Origin of the sequence: uncultured Succiniclasticum sp., from assembly GCF_902793885.1 — a bacterium.
Lineage (GTDB): Bacteria > Bacillota > Negativicutes > Acidaminococcales > Acidaminococcaceae > Succiniclasticum.
Map to the genome: position 1 here is coordinate 79,875 of NZ_CADBFF010000009.1, position 16,630 is coordinate 96,504.

Genomic DNA, 16,630 nt, shown 5'->3' on the forward strand with positions numbered 1-16,630 from the left:
TTTTTTTGTCTCCGTCAGTCATCAAAAAAAGACAGGACGCACTGCATGTGCGACCTGCTCTTTTCAACTTTCTACCATTACATTTATTGTTACAGCATCATCTTGGGTTATCACGCTGCAGCGCGTGAGAAAGGCCAATCTCCTGCACGCACAACACCAGAGCATGGTAGTGTTGCTGACCAAGCGCCGCCTTCTGGATCAGTACCGTGTACACCTGAAGAAGCGGGGCTACCGCATCAAGGTCCTGAATCTGGTAAACCCAGATGAATCGGCACTGGGTTTTGACCCGATGTTGCACATCAAGGATGACAGCGACCTGGCATTGCTGGGCAAAAGCCTGATGGAATGCACGGGCGACACTTCCAAAGATGACCGCTACTGGCAGAACAGTGCGGCCAGCCTGTTCTGCGCCATTGCCAAGCTGGCCATCCACAAATTCGGCAAAGCCGCTCGCATGAAACACGTGTTGTACCTGCTGCGTTATATTGATGTAAGCCCCTGCAGATGAAGCGGTATCAGATCTATGACGATCCGCTGTACCGGCAGGAAATATTGCCGAACGACATGACGAAATTGAAGTAATTAAGTAAAGTATGCCGTGCCTGAAGCGGTTATATGCTTCAGGCACGGACATCATATGATTATTTAAATTTTCAATTCTGTTACTATCTTTAGTAAATAATTATTATGAACACAATAAATCATAAGCGAGGAGTCAAAGCATGAACAAAGTTATATTGATTGGAAGGCTGACAAAGGATCCGGTGGTGAGATACACACCGACGCAAAAAGTTGTATGCCAATTCACACTGGCGGTAGACCGTCCCTTTGTAAACAAGGACGGGCAAAGGGAGGCAGACTTTATACCCGTCGTGTTATGGGGAAAACAGGCAGAACTGGCGGGAAATAACTGTGCCAAGGGCCACCGTCTGTGTGTGGAAGGACGAATGCAGGTCCGCACGTACGAGGATAAAAACAGTAACAAGGTCTGGGTAACAGAGGTAATAGGCGACCGTATCGAGTTTCTGGAAAGCAAAGGGAAAACCTCTGCTCCTCCGGTTTCTGCAGATGGCGCTTCAGCGCCTCAGCCGTCAGCCATGTCCGGGATGGGGGAAGAAGTTCCGTTTGGCGAAGAAATACCATTTTAATAATTTCGGTTTAAATAATCCGTGTTATAATAAACAGGTAAGTAGGTTAAGTTACACATCTTATTCAAACCAGGCGTCGTGACGCCCAAATTATATTAATGAAAGCGAGAAACTGATGAATAGTAATCAATCTTCTAACACTTGGGAGACTGTAGTTATTCCCAACAAGGCAATCGCAAGACAATTCGTCCATGAAAAGACCGGCAGTGAACTGACTGAAATCATCCTGCCGGAGCAACTTCCTAAAGGCTCGCCCGACTGCGGCGGCTGGCATTTCTACATGCCGGGATCCTGTGTCGAACAAATAGAAAACGGTGCGAGAGTCAAATTCCCGCCTGCGTGGCGGTCAATACGGATCCTGAGTCCGTACGTGGAGGGAAAGCGAACAGCAGCCATTGAGTACCCGATAGAGGATGCTCTGGCTCTGCTGCGCGCAATGTTCGCGCAGCATTAAAAACAAAGGCTGGCCGGAGAATTTTCCGGTCAGCCTGCTATTATGTTTTAAAAATGCCTACGATAATAAATATAATTGATTATCTGTTTTCGATAAAATGGTTTTTTAAACAGGGAATTAATGTAAAATTAAAACAAGGGGTGTTTCTTTTGAAATTCTTTCATATTGCGGATTTGCACTTTGGCAAGTCAATTTATAAAGTATCGCTGTTAGAAGATCAGGAATATTGGATGAAACAGTTTGTAGACCTTGCGGTAAAGGAAAAAGTTGATGCAGTTGTCATTGCAGGCGATGTGTATGACAGAGGAACGCCTTCAGACGGAGCTGTCCGTATCCTGGATAAGATGTTAACCATGCTTTCTGAGTATAACATACCGGTTCTAATGGTAGCTGGAAATCACGATTCTTCCCAAAAACTTGCCTTTGGCAGTCGATTTTTTAAAAAACAAGGTATACATATTTCAAACCCGTTGGAAAATTCCAAGACCTTAAGCAGTATTACCATGAATGATAAGTACGGCCCGGTAACTTTCTGGTTGATGCCCTACGCCTATCCGGCTTTAATCGGAAAGGCGCTGGATCGGGAAGATGTTAAAAACCAAAATTATGATTTTGCAGTACAAGCCTTACTGGCAGAACAAGCGATTGATTTTACGCAGCGTAACGTACTTGTTGCCCATCAAAACGTCACAAAGAACGGTGAGGAAACAGAACGCGGCGGTTCGGAGAGTGCTGTGGGCGGCGTTGGGAAAATAGATTATACGGCATTTGAAAAGTTTGATTACGTTGCACTGGGTCATATCCATTCTAACTACTGCGTAGGGAAAGAAACTATACGTTATGCGGGTTCGCCGATGTGTTACCATTTTGATGAAACGCATCAGCCGGATAAAGGACCGATTTTGGTAGAGATTGGTCCAAAAGGAGAAGAGATTTCTGCAAAAGTTATAAAAATACCTTCCTTGCACCCAATGAGGGAACTCAAAGGGACCCTTGCAGAAATCCCGGGAAAAATAACAAATATGGAAAAAGATTTGAAAAAAGATGAAAATAATAAAATCAGGGGCGCGTATGTAAAAATTATCGTAACCGACCAGCCCATCCGGCCTGAAATCAGCAATTATTTACGAGATCTGTTGAACAGCAGTCATAGTATATTAATGGAAATAACATCTGAATATAACCGCTCTTTTGGAAACTTGCAAGAAGTAACCTATGATAAGATTAAGGGAAAATCTGTAGAAGAACTGTTTGGTATATTTTTTTCTGAGAGAAGCGAAGACAATGAGATGCCTGACGATAAAGACCGACAGTTTTTGCAGTTTGCAGGAGAACTGCAGGAAAAATTAAGTAATAATACAGAAGAAACGATGGATGAATTGGCAGATGAATTGCTTGATTACCTGAAAAAGCAGGAGGAAGTTTAAAATATGAAACCATGCAAATTGGAAATGCAAGCCTTTGGCCCATATAAAGATAAGACAACCGTATCGTTTGATGACCTTCATGGCCTGTACCTTATTATTGGGGATACTGCGTCAGGTAAGACCACGATTTTTGATGCGATTATGTACGCGCTTTATGGTGTGACCAGCGGTTCTGAACGTACCCCAAGAATGATGCACTGCAACTATGCAAAGCTGGAAGATGAGATGAAGGTTACGTTGGAGTTTCTTCAGGATAATAAAAAATACAGGGTATCCCGGACGTTTAATTTTTATAGAAAGTTAAAACGTGTTAAAGCAGACAAATCTGAATATATAAAAATTGGTGATAATTATTATAAAAAAGAAGAAACAATAAATGCTGTGCTGGAGGAAACAGACGGCAATGTTGTTGTTCAGGGAGATACTGCGGTTACCGGAAAATGTAAAGAAATCCTGGGACTTGAAGCAGAGCAGTTCCGCAAGATCATCATGCTGGCCCAGGGCAAGTTCACTGAATTTTTAAAAGCCAACAGTGACGAAAGAAGTAATATTTTAAGGAAATTATTTAATGAAGATTCTTATTTGATTTTTCAGGAATTGCTGAAAAAAACCAGAGAAAAACTAGCGCTGGAGCGCAAAGCAAAAGAAGAAGCCCTTAAGATTACGATGGAAGATTTCAAGTTCCCACCGGATATGGAAGAAGGCGGGAAGCTCCTGTATGCAGTAAACAATGATGAACTGGTTCCCAATTTAGATGCATTAATAGCAAATGAAAAACATGTGGAACAGGAATTAGACAATGCTGTTAACGAATGGACTGGAAAAAAAGAAAAACTGAATGAGAAGAAAGGCGCTGCTATAACAATAAACGACCAGTTTGATGAATTAGATGAAAATCTGAAGAACCTGGGGAATTTGCTGAATAGCAAAAATAATTATGAAAACCGCAAACATAGAATGGAAAAAGCCGAGATTGCTTTACATAATGTTTTGCCGGTAATAACAACATACCAGAACGCGGAAAATAAGTTTACCCAAACTGAAACAGAGATTAAAGAACTTGATAAAAAATTAGAATTAAAAATTAAAGAAAAACAAAGATTGGAAGAACTGGTAACGAAAGATGAAACGAAGCAGAAAGAAGTTACGGCTCTTGGCATTAAAATAAACAAAATAGCAGATGAGGCTTCAGAACGGTGCCAGTTAAAAGAATTCCGTACTCAGTTTAAGAACTCAGAAACTATTTTTATTAAATTGGAAACGGATTGTCGGAAGAAGAATAATCAGTTGGCAACTGTTAAGGAGAGAATAGGTGCCTTAAGCAACGAGCTGGGGAAACTGACGAATATAGATGTAGAAATGGAGCAGTGCCAGCATGCTTTTGATCATGTCGCTGATGTCTACAATGGTCTTACGAATAAAGAAAATGGTATCCAGCAATGTGTACTGCAAGTTAAAAAAGATGAGTGGAGTTATAATGAAAGTGTAAAATTACTATTGAAGTTGACTGAGGAAACAAAAGAAGCTTTTGATCATTATCAAATGTTGCAAAAATGTTTCCTGAACGGGCAGGCCCAGGTACTGGCACAGAAGCTGAACATTATAATTGATTCGGAAGGGCAGGCGGTATGCCCCGTCTGTGGAACAGAGTTTACCCGAAATCACATGCCTGAATGTAAATCAGCTTTGGAAGAGGTGCCTTCTGAAGATGAGGTCAACAAAGCAGAAAAAACTTACAATGAGAAAGAAAAGCTAAGGAAAAAACAGGATGAAGAAAACAAACAGATAAAAATAAGTATTGAAACGTTCAAAGCCCAAACGTTAGAAAGAGCGAAAATGTGGTTGCCGGATTGCGGAAACTGGAAACAATTGAGCTCAGATGTGTATCTGGAAAGCGAAATCAGTAAAGCCCTGACCAAGAAAAACACAACGGAAACTGCACTGAATGATAAAAAGAAATTACAAAATGACCGAGATAACTATAAAAAAGAAAAGGAACAGAAAGAACGGGGGCAGGAAAAATTAGAAACTGAAATCGACGCATTGAATAATCGAAAAAACGAAGTTGAACAGTTAAAAGGCAGTATACAGGCTCGTATTGAGGAAAAAGAAAAGCAACTTTTGTATCAGGACGAAACGGAAGCCAATAATGCGAAAGTAGAACTGGAAAGCCAGGTACAGGTCTTAACAGAACAGATTAATAATCATAAGCAGCAGTTTGATCAGGCAAAAGCAGATTGTGACCGGTTAAGCGGAGAGCTATGTGCAAAGCAGGATTCCATAACAAACCTGGAAAATGAAAAAAATCTGGCAAAAACCAGCTTGCAACACGTTTTGGCAGAATACAGTTATGAAAATGCGGAAAAAGTCATGGCGGTGATTACGATAATGGGTGATAATCCGGAACAGTGGCTAAAAACAGAAAGAAAAGCACAGAACGATTTTGAAAATAATGTAAATAATACAACAGAACGGATTGCCCAACTGAAAGAAAACACAAAAGATAAAAGCCGTTGCAATCTGGAAGAACTGCAAAATGAAATTGACGGGTATAACAAAAAAATTACAAATGCAAATACAAAAAAGCAGGAAATAAGTATCCTGCTGGCTAATCACAACAGCGTTCGCGACAAGGTGTACAATATTAAAGAGTATCTAAGTACTACCGAAACTGCATGGCAGCGGATTAAAAAACTGGCAGATGTAGCAACTGGAGACAATGGCAGCGGAGGGAAAATGAGTTTTGAACGCTATGTCATGGGCGCGGTGTTTAAGGAAATCCTGCAAATGGCCAACTATCGACTGGACCGTATGAGCGGCGGCAGATATGAACTGATTCATAAAACAACTGCAGACAGAAGTAATTCTGCTGCCGGGTTAGACTTGGATATTTATGACAACCAGACCGGTGCGCAACGCAACGTTGCAGGACTGTCCGGCGGGGAAAAGTTCTACACTTCGCTGTCTCTTGCTTTGGGGCTTTCCGATGCAGCCCAGCAACATTCGGGTGGAAAGCGGATGGATACGCTTTTTATTGATGAAGGTTTTGGCTCATTAGATAATGACAGATTGGATAAGGTGCTGGAAGTATTAAATCATCTGGCAGAGGGAAACCGATTAGTAGGTATTATTTCCCATGTGGAAAAACTGGATGAAAGCATACCGCAAAAAATACGTGTTCAGGCCGGTTCCGAGGGAAGTACGCTTACGGTGGAGAAAGCATAATTAGCATTAAATTCAACCGAATTGCAAGCATCAGCCAGACAATAATATAATAATTATTTCTTCAGATGCTGTAATAAAAATATCCCAATAAATCGACAGTCGTAATAGTGCCGTTTTAAAACTATTGCTATCAGTGTTGAAATATAAAATAATTCTTCAAAATTTAAAAGATTTGATACGATTAAGGGCGGTAAAAAGATGGCAATATCCGCGAAGAAATGATTATGGTATCCTGATTTACAGTTTGATATTAGCATTTATGGAGCTTTGTAGTATAATAAACTAAACAAGAATTTGCAGTAATCAAGAGTTGATTTTGACGAACTAATGCCGTGAATGGCAAAAGAGCTTTTATATGAAGTTATGTTTTAAAGGATTATGTACGAAACAAATAGTATATTAGCGAAACGATATATTTCGACCGGGGGACGTCATGAATTTACAAGAATGGATCAGCAAGAAAGAAAGACAGTCAGAGAAACTTGTGATTACCGATAATGTACAGAATATAAATGTTCTTATCCGTAAAATTAATGCGGCAGGAACACCTGTCTGCAACCTAAGTGTAAAACGGATTGTAGATATTGCCAGAGAGATACTGATTACTAATGCGAGTAACAGCGGTGAATTGCGGCAGGTTGAAACAATTTCTAATGAAATTGGTGCCTTTTTGATTCAGTCAATTATTGAGAAGGATCCGCAAAATTATTCATTTGTTCCCAAAGAAAGTATGTGTTACCAGACTGCGTATGAAATACTGGATAACGTTAATCTGATTCGCGATAATTGATGGTTATGAAACTTTATCCTAAATCACTTGGAAAAAATCAAGATAATTATAATGAATTTTTAGAAGTCCGAAAGGGGGCAATGGAAATAAATAAAGAAGTTAATAAAAGTTTATTGGAGAAAGGAAATAAAAGTTTACCAAAACCAACACAGGAAAAGTATTGTAGGATGTGCGCCATTAAAGACATATGCGTTAGTTTCAAATAATGCAATTATAAACAGGAGATGATGATGCTATGAAGCTTTCTAGATACGCGACAAAAAATGAGGATGCATATCGGTTATATGGTGATAGTTACGATGATAAATATCGGAGCGAATATGCTATAAATATTGATAAAATTTTAAATTGTCCTTTTTATAACAGATACTCAGACAAAACACAAGTATTTTCACTAAGAAATAATGACGAACTTACAAGGCGTGCTACTCATGTTCAGTTAGTAGCGTGGATTGCTACGATTATTGGTACTAATTTAGGTTTAAACACAGAATTAATTCAAGCCATTGCATTAGGACATGATATTGGGCATACTCCGTTTGGTCATGCAGGAGAAGATTATCTTGACCAAATATATTATGGATATACCAAAGTAATGACGGATATTCCACGTCGTTTTTTTCATAATGTTCATAGTGTACGTGCGCTTAAAGAAATAGCTAATTTAAATTTAGCACTTCAAGTGTATGATGGGATCCTGTTTCATAATGGCGAAAAATTATCTAAAGATGATGTTCACGTTAAGGGAAAAATTTACAAATTAAGACCTTGTGGTAATATTATTTGTGATAAAGATGGTAATTACCGGAAAGAAAAAGTAAGAGATAAAATAATAGATCCCTGTAATTGGGAGGATTATGGAAAAAAACTTGACAGGTTTTTGGAGGCATGCACTAAAAGTAAGGAGTTATCTGAAAATCATTCTGCTTCAACATTGGAAGGTTGTGTTGTTAGAGTTAGCGATATGCTGGCATATCTACATAGAGACCAAAGAGATGCTATAAAAGCATCGTATTGGAAGAAGGTGGATAATGCTGAAGGAAAATTTGAGTTTAATGAATGGATAGTTAGACCGCAAGAAGTAACAGATGGAAAAATTGAAAGTATTGAAGAATTTGATATTACCATATATGAAAATGATGCAGATGATAATGAAGGTAATTCTTCACAGAAGAGCGCTGTAGACCATGAGACTATTCGTACGCTAATTAATGATATTATCAGATGCAGTGGAAAAGATGAAAGAGGTCCATTCCTTGGTATGACGAAAGGTAGTTTCGATAGTTTAAATAATATTAAAAAGCAAAATGGAAGATATATGTATTTGCCAATTGACGAAGAAATAGAGCCATTTATTAAGCCAATTTTTATGTCAGTTTATGCACAGATGAGAGAAGACTTTGAAAACTGGGCTTTTGAAAGTCCAATATTTCAGCATCATATTAATTACCCATTTACAAAATGCTACAAGTATTGGAAAAAGAAAGACGGGGTTTGGAAATTTAAACAGGAATATAAAAGTAAAGACGGTAATAGACTAATTGATGAACCGGTGGTTGATTTTATTGCGAGTATGACAGATGATTATATAGTTGATTTATATGGATATTTGCTAAAAAAACCATTACCGTACACAAAGAATGGAACACCTGTAAAACGCGCAACTCATTGTTATATTAAAATAAAGCTTCCGATTGAAATTGAAGGTGGTAGGAAATACGAAATTAGTGACTTTGTAAAGTGTAAGCTTAGTTGGAGCAAAGATTTATATGATTTAATTAAAGATAGTTATAGCCTGTCGTATTTTTCGGAGGAAAGGAGGGTACAGCTTACAAGACTCAAAGAGGCGCTTGGCGAAAACAAACCTATAATGAAATATATGAACTACTTAGAAGAATTAAGAGAGCGAAAAATTAAGGAGATTTGTGGGAAAAAGAAAAAATTAGATGCAATTATTAAAAACATTAAAGAGCAAGACAATGGTATTGAATTGACTTCCGATACGGTAAAAGAAAGAATTGCTATAGCGTTATTTAATGATTATAAGTTTATACGTAAAAATAAGGATAACCTTATTGAACAAATTGCAGTGATTACACAATTGGACAAAAAAACAATAGATTCTATAAGGAAAAAACACATTAGTGAATAAACATAGTTGTCATTCAAGGAGGTGAAGTCGTATGGCAATATCTGGGAAATTATTGAAAAGCATAATGGTAAACGAATTTGAAACTAAGAATCGAAGCAGCGGACCTTTTTTATATCATGTTAATACGGTACAAACGGCAGCACTTTTTTTAAAAAACAAGGGGTTGCTATCACGTGGTGCTGTTGAAGATCTTGGATTGAAGCAAACACCGCAAAAAACTGATGCAGACGATAAATCTTATGGAATCTATTATGATATTTTTTTTGATTCTTGTGATATTCATTATCAGTGCCGCAATTATTGCTCTTACGGACCTGTATCTTTCCGGTATTCAATCGATTTATTGGAAGAACTGGACGACGAGAAAAAGATTATTGAGGTCACAAAGAGCAACCCTATTTCGTGGAAAAATAGCGATAAGCAGGAGTATTATTTTAACGAAACAAATATCCGGGATTCTGCTAATGGCTTTAAACTGGATAATTTTCAACAGCATATTACTGTTGTAGATATGCATACACCGTTACCTTTTTCATGTTTGTTGGGGATTCGGTTAGATGAACCTGATGATGATCCGAGGCATCAAGAGTTGTTTATTAAAGCGAAAGATTATCTTGAAAATCTGATTGAAAAATTGAGCGTTTTTGACGGAATATATATTCCATTTAGTATACGTAACGGTTGCAAGCCGAATTGCCATTGTAAAGAGAGTTATAGAAATATGGCGGATGATCAGTTCGAAAAATTATTCTCTTTTGACGAATGAATGGTTTCTCCTTGCTTTCGATGTGAACGGAGTGAATACTTCTGACCTGCCTCCGTTTTATGTACCACGGGGAGGTTCGGGATTAGAAAAATAAAAAAGGCAGGACGCGGTTTAGCGCGTCCTGCCTCTTCCAGGAATTATAGCATTTCAGAATAATTCAATTTCTTCAAGCCGTCCGATTAAGTGGTCGTATTGCCAAGACTGCAGACGGTTATTCTGGTAGGATTTGTAGATTATTTTTTTAAGCCAGCTTGTGCTGTAGTTGACGTTTTCGCCGTTGAGGATTTTGTTAACCATGCAGTTAAATTTGTTGTACTCGTTGGAAGTGTTTAAGTATCTGTCGTACATAATTGCATTGCTCCTTTTCTTTTAATTGAATGCTTTTGTTTTGAACTGTTTGTTCATCTATAATTATGGGAGCGCAACTGCCGAGAATTTTCGCTTTTACATATTTTTTGTTTTTCTATGATGTCCTATTGTCGATATAGCCCGGTTATTTATGAATGAAATGATAAAACGATTTCAATCAAAATTATCATTGAAAGAAAAATGGAGTTGCTTACATGGAAGGAATGAATAGTATGAATGATTATTCTTTACCGCCCGGAAAAGAAGGGGAAGCGTTAATTCAACAAAGGCATGTCATGTTGGATACTATTCTTGAAATCAAGCAGGCGGTTACAAAAGGTCAACAGGCCTGGGCGGCAAGTAATCCGTTGCAGCCTTATCGAAAAGAATATGATGCGCTATTTAAAGAACTGCAAAAGTATTTTGAAATGTGGAATCCGCAGAAAACAGAAAAGCTTACTGTATTGAAGAAGAAAGATTGGCAAAAAGAGAAAGAAGACGAAAAACTGATAGAGGAAGAAACACGGCTTGTTGCCAAAACTTCTAAAGAGCTGACTGATATTTTATTAAAACACGGTAGCGTACTGTTTAAAGCTACATGGAAGCCGGAGCCGGAGCTGATGGCCAGAGGGAACGGAAGACCGGAAGTTTCCATGAGGAGTTTTTATAGCCAGGTTAAAACGTATACTACCGTATTAGAAAAAGAAAGAAACAGTGCGGCATTCCAAACGCTGGATCACTTGGTTCAGTGGATTCAGGGGCTGAACAACTACTTGATTATAAAAGACCAGTTGGTCAATATTGAAAAGGCGGAAGCAGAGGCTATCAAGCAAACTAATATTTTGGCATATAAACTTGAGCAGCCTGGTAATAAAAAGAACTATTCTCTTAGTGGCTGGCAAATTAAGGAATTTGATAAGCTGATTGACAGGTTTGTTAATCAATCCGTTGTTTTACTTTCCGCATTACGGTATAGTATTGTGCATTTTGAACCGAACAATGAAAATGCGAATCTGGTATTTTTTTATAACCGGATTGCCGGTATGGGAAGGCGCTGGTTACGAAATAAAGTGGCAGAGTTATTCCGGCAACTGCCTGAAGAGGAACAAAAAGATATTGAAGACGTTTGGGCGGCTTTGGTAGTTTTTGACACAATAAAAAATGAAATACAGAAACAGAAAATGCCCGACCGGATTAACAGCAAAAGTTATCCGGAAATCTACAAACTTTTGGAAAAACAACCAAACGAAGAACCGGGTAAAAAAGATATTCAGTATTTGATTTTGCAAATGACAGGAAAGAAATTACCAATTAGCAAGATAGTTGATTATTTAAAGCGTATTGAAGCTGCGAACATACAATTTGTGCCAAAAGAATATATAGAGGCGACGGACACAAGTATGAGGGCAGAAGCTGCAACGGAAACGGATAGCGAACTGCAATTGCGGGGGAAGAAGGATCGGAGTCGCACGGAAAATCAAAAAGCTGATAAATCGGACAGAGAATATGAAAAATTACGAATACGTGCAAGTGCGGATCTTACGGCCCGTGAAGCCCGTGAACTGAAAGCAGATCTTACAGAATTGAAAACGGCCAGCATACTGGCTTCGCAAAAGAAAAAAGATATGTTAGCTTTGGTTGTTACGATGTTAAGGTATGAACATGGAAAGACAGAAGAAGAGATTGCCAGGGAAACAGGCATTCCTGAAAAACATATTACAAGGATCCTAACTGAAGCTGAAATTTGATTATCTGATTATATTTTGCATAGTAGCAAGAAATTCAGAAAGGCAGGAAAATCATGGCAGATTCCGTTTTGAATATCATAAAAATAACAGGTGTTTTAAACCAATACGCATGGCAGAATCATGAGTTGACACCGGAAGAGCTTTTCCAGCTTTTGGCAGGGCGTCGCAGGGTGATAGAAGCGAACCGGGGTATCATTGCGGAAATGGATGTTTATATAAAAGCACTGGCAAGCCGACCGGAGGAAGAAAAAATGGATGGAGACCCGACAGGAGCCGTTTATAAGAAAATCCGGGAAAGTGAAAGTGCATTGATTTTGAAAAAGTATTCTGAGGCGTGGCGCTTTCCGGTATCTGTAAATGATATTACAGGACTTATGAAACAGGAACTAGGGGAGGACATTACCAAGGAAACAGTTGCCAACGGACTGGACAGTCTGGCATACAGTCCGGCGCTGGCTACCCAGGAATACCGTATTAAGGCGGTCAGTGCTACAGCTTTAAAAACCTGGGGTGTTGCGGAGGAACATGTTGCGCAGGAAACCGCTCAGGGCTGGGCTGATATGTTGAATGTGGTATTGGCCTCCATTAAATTATTGCGGGAAAAAGCGGGATCCGAGTCTGGAGCAGAAAAGGAAGAAGCAGCATATTTACAGAAAGTGGCAAAGTTTGTGACCCGGTGGGATGCGGAATTGGCTGCTGTACAAACTACACTGAAAGGAAAAACGGGTAAGGCAGTACAAAAGCCGGGGAAAGCTGATAAAAGTCTATTGCCGTCTAATGTAGACAGCGTGGTAAAGCTTAACGCTTATTTGGATCAAATTACGGAAAACGAAATCCGGAGAGAAGAAACAAAAAGGGCACTTGGTAAGCTACGTAACAAAGGAGAGATTTCGGATGAGGTCAGCAGTGCATTTGACACTCTTCTTTCGGATACGCTTTCGTACGCGCAAGAATTGGAAAACCAACATTTTCAGGACAGGATTAAAACATTTAAGGTATTAAATGATGCGGCTTTTGCCTATTATTTGGATCAGAAGTTCCTGAAAAATAAAAGTTTATATCGCAAAAACGATGCGCTGAATGAAGCGGTGCGGGCAGGTTTTGCCGGTGAAGATAAGATGACTGGTACTGTCAGTAAACAATTGTACACGTTTGCTTTTGTGCAGAAGTTGCTCCATATTGCCCGTGACAATGGGATTGATCTGTCGGAGTGTTTTTTACCGGCCGTAACGCCGGATGGAAAAGCTTTTAAAGAAATTCTGCAACAAGCACCTCAGCCAAAGACTGAGGAAGAAATTGAAAAGTTTGCTAAAGAAACTACAGCGGAATTTAAGAAGCATTTGCAAGAGATCCTGCCGGATGTTGTAGAGATAGCACAGACTTTTGCAGAGAAAAACGCCTGGGTGCATGTTTGTTTTCTGTTGCAAAAGTTGCTGACTGCCTGGCTGAAATGTATGTACCGGGCACACTATTTTGCCTTTTACGGGCCGGAAATGGATTTACAGAAAAAACAGTATCTCTATTATCTGATCAGGGGAAGCGAACTGCTGGCGGATAAGGACAGGCTTTTACTGTTGCAGGCGGTAGAGACAGGAATTCCAGATCAAAGGGTAAAACAGCGGATACAGTATTTCTTGCAAAAAGATTTAAGCATAACTGTCCAGGAAAAGGTTGGTGTGAGTTACAGTAACCAGATGCAAGACGAAAATATGAGAAGGACTGAGCAAGGCGGCGATTTAAGTGAGATAAATGAAAAGGTTAGGACGGCAATAAAAAACAAACATAAGCTGCTGTTTGAATATTGTTACATAAATGCGGACGGCGAACTGGAAACAAAGATGATAAAACCAAAGTACGGTAAGACACTTAGGCCTAAGAAGTATGAGGTTTTCCCGTTTGGCGTTGTATATCAGGCTGGGTACTTTTATGTATTGGCGTTCTTTGACAGTGATAAGACGGCAAAAGTCATACCGTACACGTTCCGTATGGATTTGATGCAGAATGTGGAAATCAAAGAATATTTAGGGCCTCGGCGTCAGATTAATGAAATTGTTTCTTTTGAAAAGGAAACGGTATTTGATGAACAAAAATACAAGAAAAAACATCCCCATATGTATGGAGATGAAAAGAAAAACAAAAAAGAACTCGACGGTGGCATCCTGACAGGCGATGACGGAACGATAATTTTCCGCGTCCATAAAGATTATGTGCGGTATTTTATGTATGCCTTTGGCGAGAACTGCAAGATCTTAAAAACTGAGGAAGGAAGAACAAGCGAAGCCCAGAACGTTATAATTAAACTGGATACTTCTTTAGGGGAGGCCAAAATTTTTGCTTTACAATACCTGCCATATTGCAAAGTGCTTTCCCCCGGCGATCTGGTTAAAGAATTAAAAGAATGTTTCCGGGGCGTGGCAAAGGAATATGGAATTAATTTGGAAGAGAACAAGAGTAAGACTGTTACTAAAGAGCCGACGCAGACGATATAAACAGATAATACGTGAGGAGCCGGGCGACCGGCTCCTTTTCAATTTACTCCCAACAATAACTGAAGAATGGGCACGCTTCGCATTTTATGTCGTAATCAGAGGCGCCGCCTTTGGGGAATTCTTTTTTCTGGATTTTGGTGACGATTGCATGAAATTCTGTAAAGGTTTTCCTTATTTCATCTGCTTCCAGTGGCAATGAAAAATAACGATGCTTGGGTTCCTCCTCTTTGGTAAAATAAAGCCCGGCTGCCGAAATTTGTTTGCCTTTGTAACTGTCGGCTGCTTGCATCAGCATACAATAGAGCTGCTGCTGTTGCCGGTAGTTTGTGATTTCCGGGCTGGCTTCCGGGATATCCGGCAGGTTTGTGTGTTTGAAGTCCATAATCTGCAGTTTACTGTCTTTTGTTTCAATCAAATCCAGGATACCTTTGATGTAGTAGGGATCAAATTCTTTCTGTCCGGCTGGCACTGCTTTTGAAAAATATTGATTGATCAAATCTTTATTGACCGGCATAAAGAGGGATTCTTCGCAGGCGGCAATGTTCTGCCAGGTGTTTTCGCTGTCCCGTTGGTCAATATAATGTTGTAAGGCAAGGAGTACTTCCTCTTTTTTATGCTCATGGGTTTCATCGGGTTCTTCCTGGTACAGGTTATAGGCTTTTTGTATCATGCTGTAAGCATCGTCTATTATGTCTTTATTGATTAATGCCTGTACATTCGAGGGCCTGTTTTTTGCATCTATGGCAGCGCGATTAATACCTTCCATTAATGTATGTACCAGTTTGCCTGTCATGGTCTGGGCAGGTGGTTCGGTAGAAAAATCCAATATCTTTAAAAATTTGTAAAGCAACGGGCACTTTTCGTATAACAGTTTGTGGGTGGTAAAGGAATAGGTTTGGATAAGTGGTACAGTTTTAGATATTTTTATCTTGAGTTCATTTTTATAAAAATCATTTATGTCTGTGATCTGTTCTTGAATTTTGTTATAAGCTTTCTTTTGTATAAATGGATTGAAACTGAATTCTGCATGGGCATCATTGGCAATATTTGTAATCAGTAGAAGACTTTTGGCGCGTGAAAAGGCGGTATAGTACAGACGTCGATAATTATAATATTGCTGTCTTGTAAAGTCTGGACTATCGTTAGGAAGTTTTTCTACAGTTTCCTGCCTGGGTATTGCGCGGACGGCATTGCATACTTGCTTCCTTTTTTTACTGTTATTCGGATCATATTGTTTGTCAGGATCCTTGCTGTTAGGAAATACAATAGTAACAGGAAACTCCAACCCTTTTGCCTGATGGATCGTCATCAGGGATACACAGTTTTCCGGTGCATTATCGTATTCATATTCGTATACGCCGACTTCTTTTAGTAAACGCAGGTAATCCCGAAAAAACTCCTGTAAGAGAGAACGTTTTTGTTCTACAGAGGGGTTGGCTTCTTTAATTGGGTTAAACAGTTCAAAGTTTTTTACAAGCTTTGTAAAGATGCTAAGGTTGCGTGCGGCACGGAATTTTCTGTAATCTTCTTGTCTGTCTTCATCAAATTCAGCTTGCGCAAGCCAGCTTTTAAAAGGTTCAAAGGAAAAGAACTGATATATATAACTTAATAAAAGAAACCGGTTATGTTCTTCTAAAAAAGTTTCATGCGTCGCTCTGTCCTGTAACCAGTTTTGTAGTTCGGCGTATTTTTTTTCATTAAAACTACTTTCTAATTCCTGTAGGCAGTTGCTGCAATAATCATAATATGTCTGCCTTTCTGCCAGGCAGTTCTCTCTGCAGCTGTCATAACAGATGCCTATGTTATCGGCCGATTTTTGCAGGCAATGCGGTATATTGTCAGTAATTTCATCTTTAATGACAGGAAACAAGTTCAGCAGGCAAGCTATCAACAGTTTGATTTCCTTGCGTTCAAAGAAAAGATTGCCTCGGGGATTGTACACGGGGATTCCTATTTCTTCCAGTTTGTTACAGAGCTCCCGAACTGGATTTTCCGCACCCGGTTGAGCCACCTGTCCGGTAGTTGAGAGCCACTGTTCCGGATTTTTTAGAGCCAGTGTTCCGGGAAACGAGAGCCACTTCAT

General features: G+C 39.3%; 11 protein-coding genes and 1 pseudogene. 10 read left to right on the plus strand and 2 right to left on the minus strand.

What is annotated here, in order from left to right; genetic code table 11:
* Positions 1-124 precede the first annotated feature (124 nt).
* The 8 genes and pseudogenes from QZV31_RS06305 (at position 125) to QZV31_RS06340 (ending at position 9,962) form a co-directional block, all read left to right on the plus strand.
* Positions 125-508 carry a hypothetical protein gene (locus tag QZV31_RS06305; protein ID WP_295359144.1) on the plus strand — a complete coding sequence of 128 codons (384 nt, stop codon included), beginning with the start codon at positions 125-127 and terminating at the stop codon, positions 506-508.
* A gap of 214 nt (positions 509-722) precedes the next feature.
* Positions 723-1,148, plus strand: a complete 426-nt coding sequence (locus QZV31_RS06310) for a single-stranded DNA-binding protein (RefSeq protein ID WP_295359146.1) — start codon at positions 723-725, stop codon at positions 1,146-1,148.
* A gap of 115 nt (positions 1,149-1,263) precedes the next feature.
* Positions 1,264-1,602 (plus strand): hypothetical protein, encoded by a 339-nt coding sequence (locus tag QZV31_RS06315; RefSeq protein WP_295359148.1) that lies wholly within the window; start codon positions 1,264-1,266, stop codon positions 1,600-1,602.
* 149 nt (positions 1,603-1,751) lie between these two features.
* Positions 1,752-3,029: an exonuclease SbcCD subunit D gene (locus tag QZV31_RS06320; RefSeq protein WP_295359150.1), complete on the plus strand. Its 1,278-nt coding sequence runs from the start codon at positions 1,752-1,754 to the stop codon at positions 3,027-3,029.
* A gap of 3 nt (positions 3,030-3,032) precedes the next feature.
* Positions 3,033-6,254, plus strand: coding sequence for an SMC family ATPase (locus QZV31_RS06325; protein WP_295359152.1), 3,222 nt, complete (start codon positions 3,033-3,035; stop codon positions 6,252-6,254).
* A 433-nt stretch (positions 6,255-6,687) separates the two neighbouring features.
* On the plus strand, positions 6,688-7,044 hold the full coding sequence (locus QZV31_RS06330; RefSeq protein ID WP_295359154.1) for a hypothetical protein: 357 nt from the start codon (positions 6,688-6,690) through the stop codon (positions 7,042-7,044).
* A 319-nt stretch (positions 7,045-7,363) separates the two neighbouring features.
* Positions 7,364-7,759, plus strand: a pseudogene (locus QZV31_RS12980) (HD domain-containing protein); the annotation flags it as partial.
* Positions 7,760-9,227: 1,468 nt separating this feature from the next.
* Complete coding sequence (locus QZV31_RS06340) at positions 9,228-9,962, plus strand: hypothetical protein (RefSeq protein ID WP_295359158.1); 735 nt, start codon at positions 9,228-9,230, stop codon at positions 9,960-9,962.
* A 147-nt stretch (positions 9,963-10,109) separates the two neighbouring features.
* Here QZV31_RS06340 and QZV31_RS06345 read toward each other — a convergent pair whose 3' ends face one another.
* On the minus strand, positions 10,110-10,310 hold the full coding sequence (locus tag QZV31_RS06345) for a hypothetical protein (RefSeq protein ID WP_295359159.1): 201 nt from the start codon (positions 10,308-10,310) through the stop codon (positions 10,110-10,112).
* Between the two features lie 215 nt (positions 10,311-10,525).
* Between QZV31_RS06345 and QZV31_RS06350 the strand changes: the two genes are divergently transcribed.
* Together QZV31_RS06350 and QZV31_RS06355 are read left to right on the plus strand one after the other, a co-directional pair.
* Positions 10,526-12,058, plus strand: a complete 1,533-nt coding sequence (locus QZV31_RS06350) for a hypothetical protein (protein ID WP_295359161.1) — start codon at positions 10,526-10,528, stop codon at positions 12,056-12,058.
* Positions 12,059-12,111: 53 nt separating this feature from the next.
* Positions 12,112-14,547 (plus strand): WYL domain-containing protein, encoded by a 2,436-nt coding sequence (locus QZV31_RS06355; RefSeq protein ID WP_295359163.1) that lies wholly within the window; start codon positions 12,112-12,114, stop codon positions 14,545-14,547.
* Positions 14,548-14,590: 43 nt separating this feature from the next.
* Here the strand turns inward: QZV31_RS06355 and QZV31_RS06360 are convergent.
* A partial coding sequence (locus QZV31_RS06360; protein WP_295359165.1) for a PD-(D/E)XK nuclease family protein occupies positions 14,591-16,630 on the minus strand: 2,040 nt, incomplete at its 5' end.

Bases quoted from the DNA above. Each gene is read 5' to 3' on its own strand.
- QZV31_RS06310 (WP_295359146.1), top strand. From the start codon at position 723: ATGAACAAAGTTATATTGATTGGAAGGCTGACAAAGGATCCGGTGGTG.
- QZV31_RS06315 (WP_295359148.1), top strand. From the start codon at position 1,264: ATGAATAGTAATCAATCTTCTAACACTTGGGAGACTGTAGTTATTCCC.
- QZV31_RS06325 (WP_295359152.1), top strand. From the start codon at position 3,033: ATGAAACCATGCAAATTGGAAATGCAAGCCTTTGGCCCATATAAAGAT.
- QZV31_RS06330 (WP_295359154.1), top strand. From the start codon at position 6,688: ATGAATTTACAAGAATGGATCAGCAAGAAAGAAAGACAGTCAGAGAAA.
- QZV31_RS06340 (WP_295359158.1), top strand. From the start codon at position 9,228: ATGGCAATATCTGGGAAATTATTGAAAAGCATAATGGTAAACGAATTT.
- QZV31_RS06345 (WP_295359159.1), bottom strand. From the start codon at position 10,310: ATGTACGACAGATACTTAAACACTTCCAACGAGTACAACAAATTTAAC.
- QZV31_RS06350 (WP_295359161.1), top strand. From the start codon at position 10,526: ATGGAAGGAATGAATAGTATGAATGATTATTCTTTACCGCCCGGAAAA.
- QZV31_RS06355 (WP_295359163.1), top strand. From the start codon at position 12,112: ATGGCAGATTCCGTTTTGAATATCATAAAAATAACAGGTGTTTTAAAC.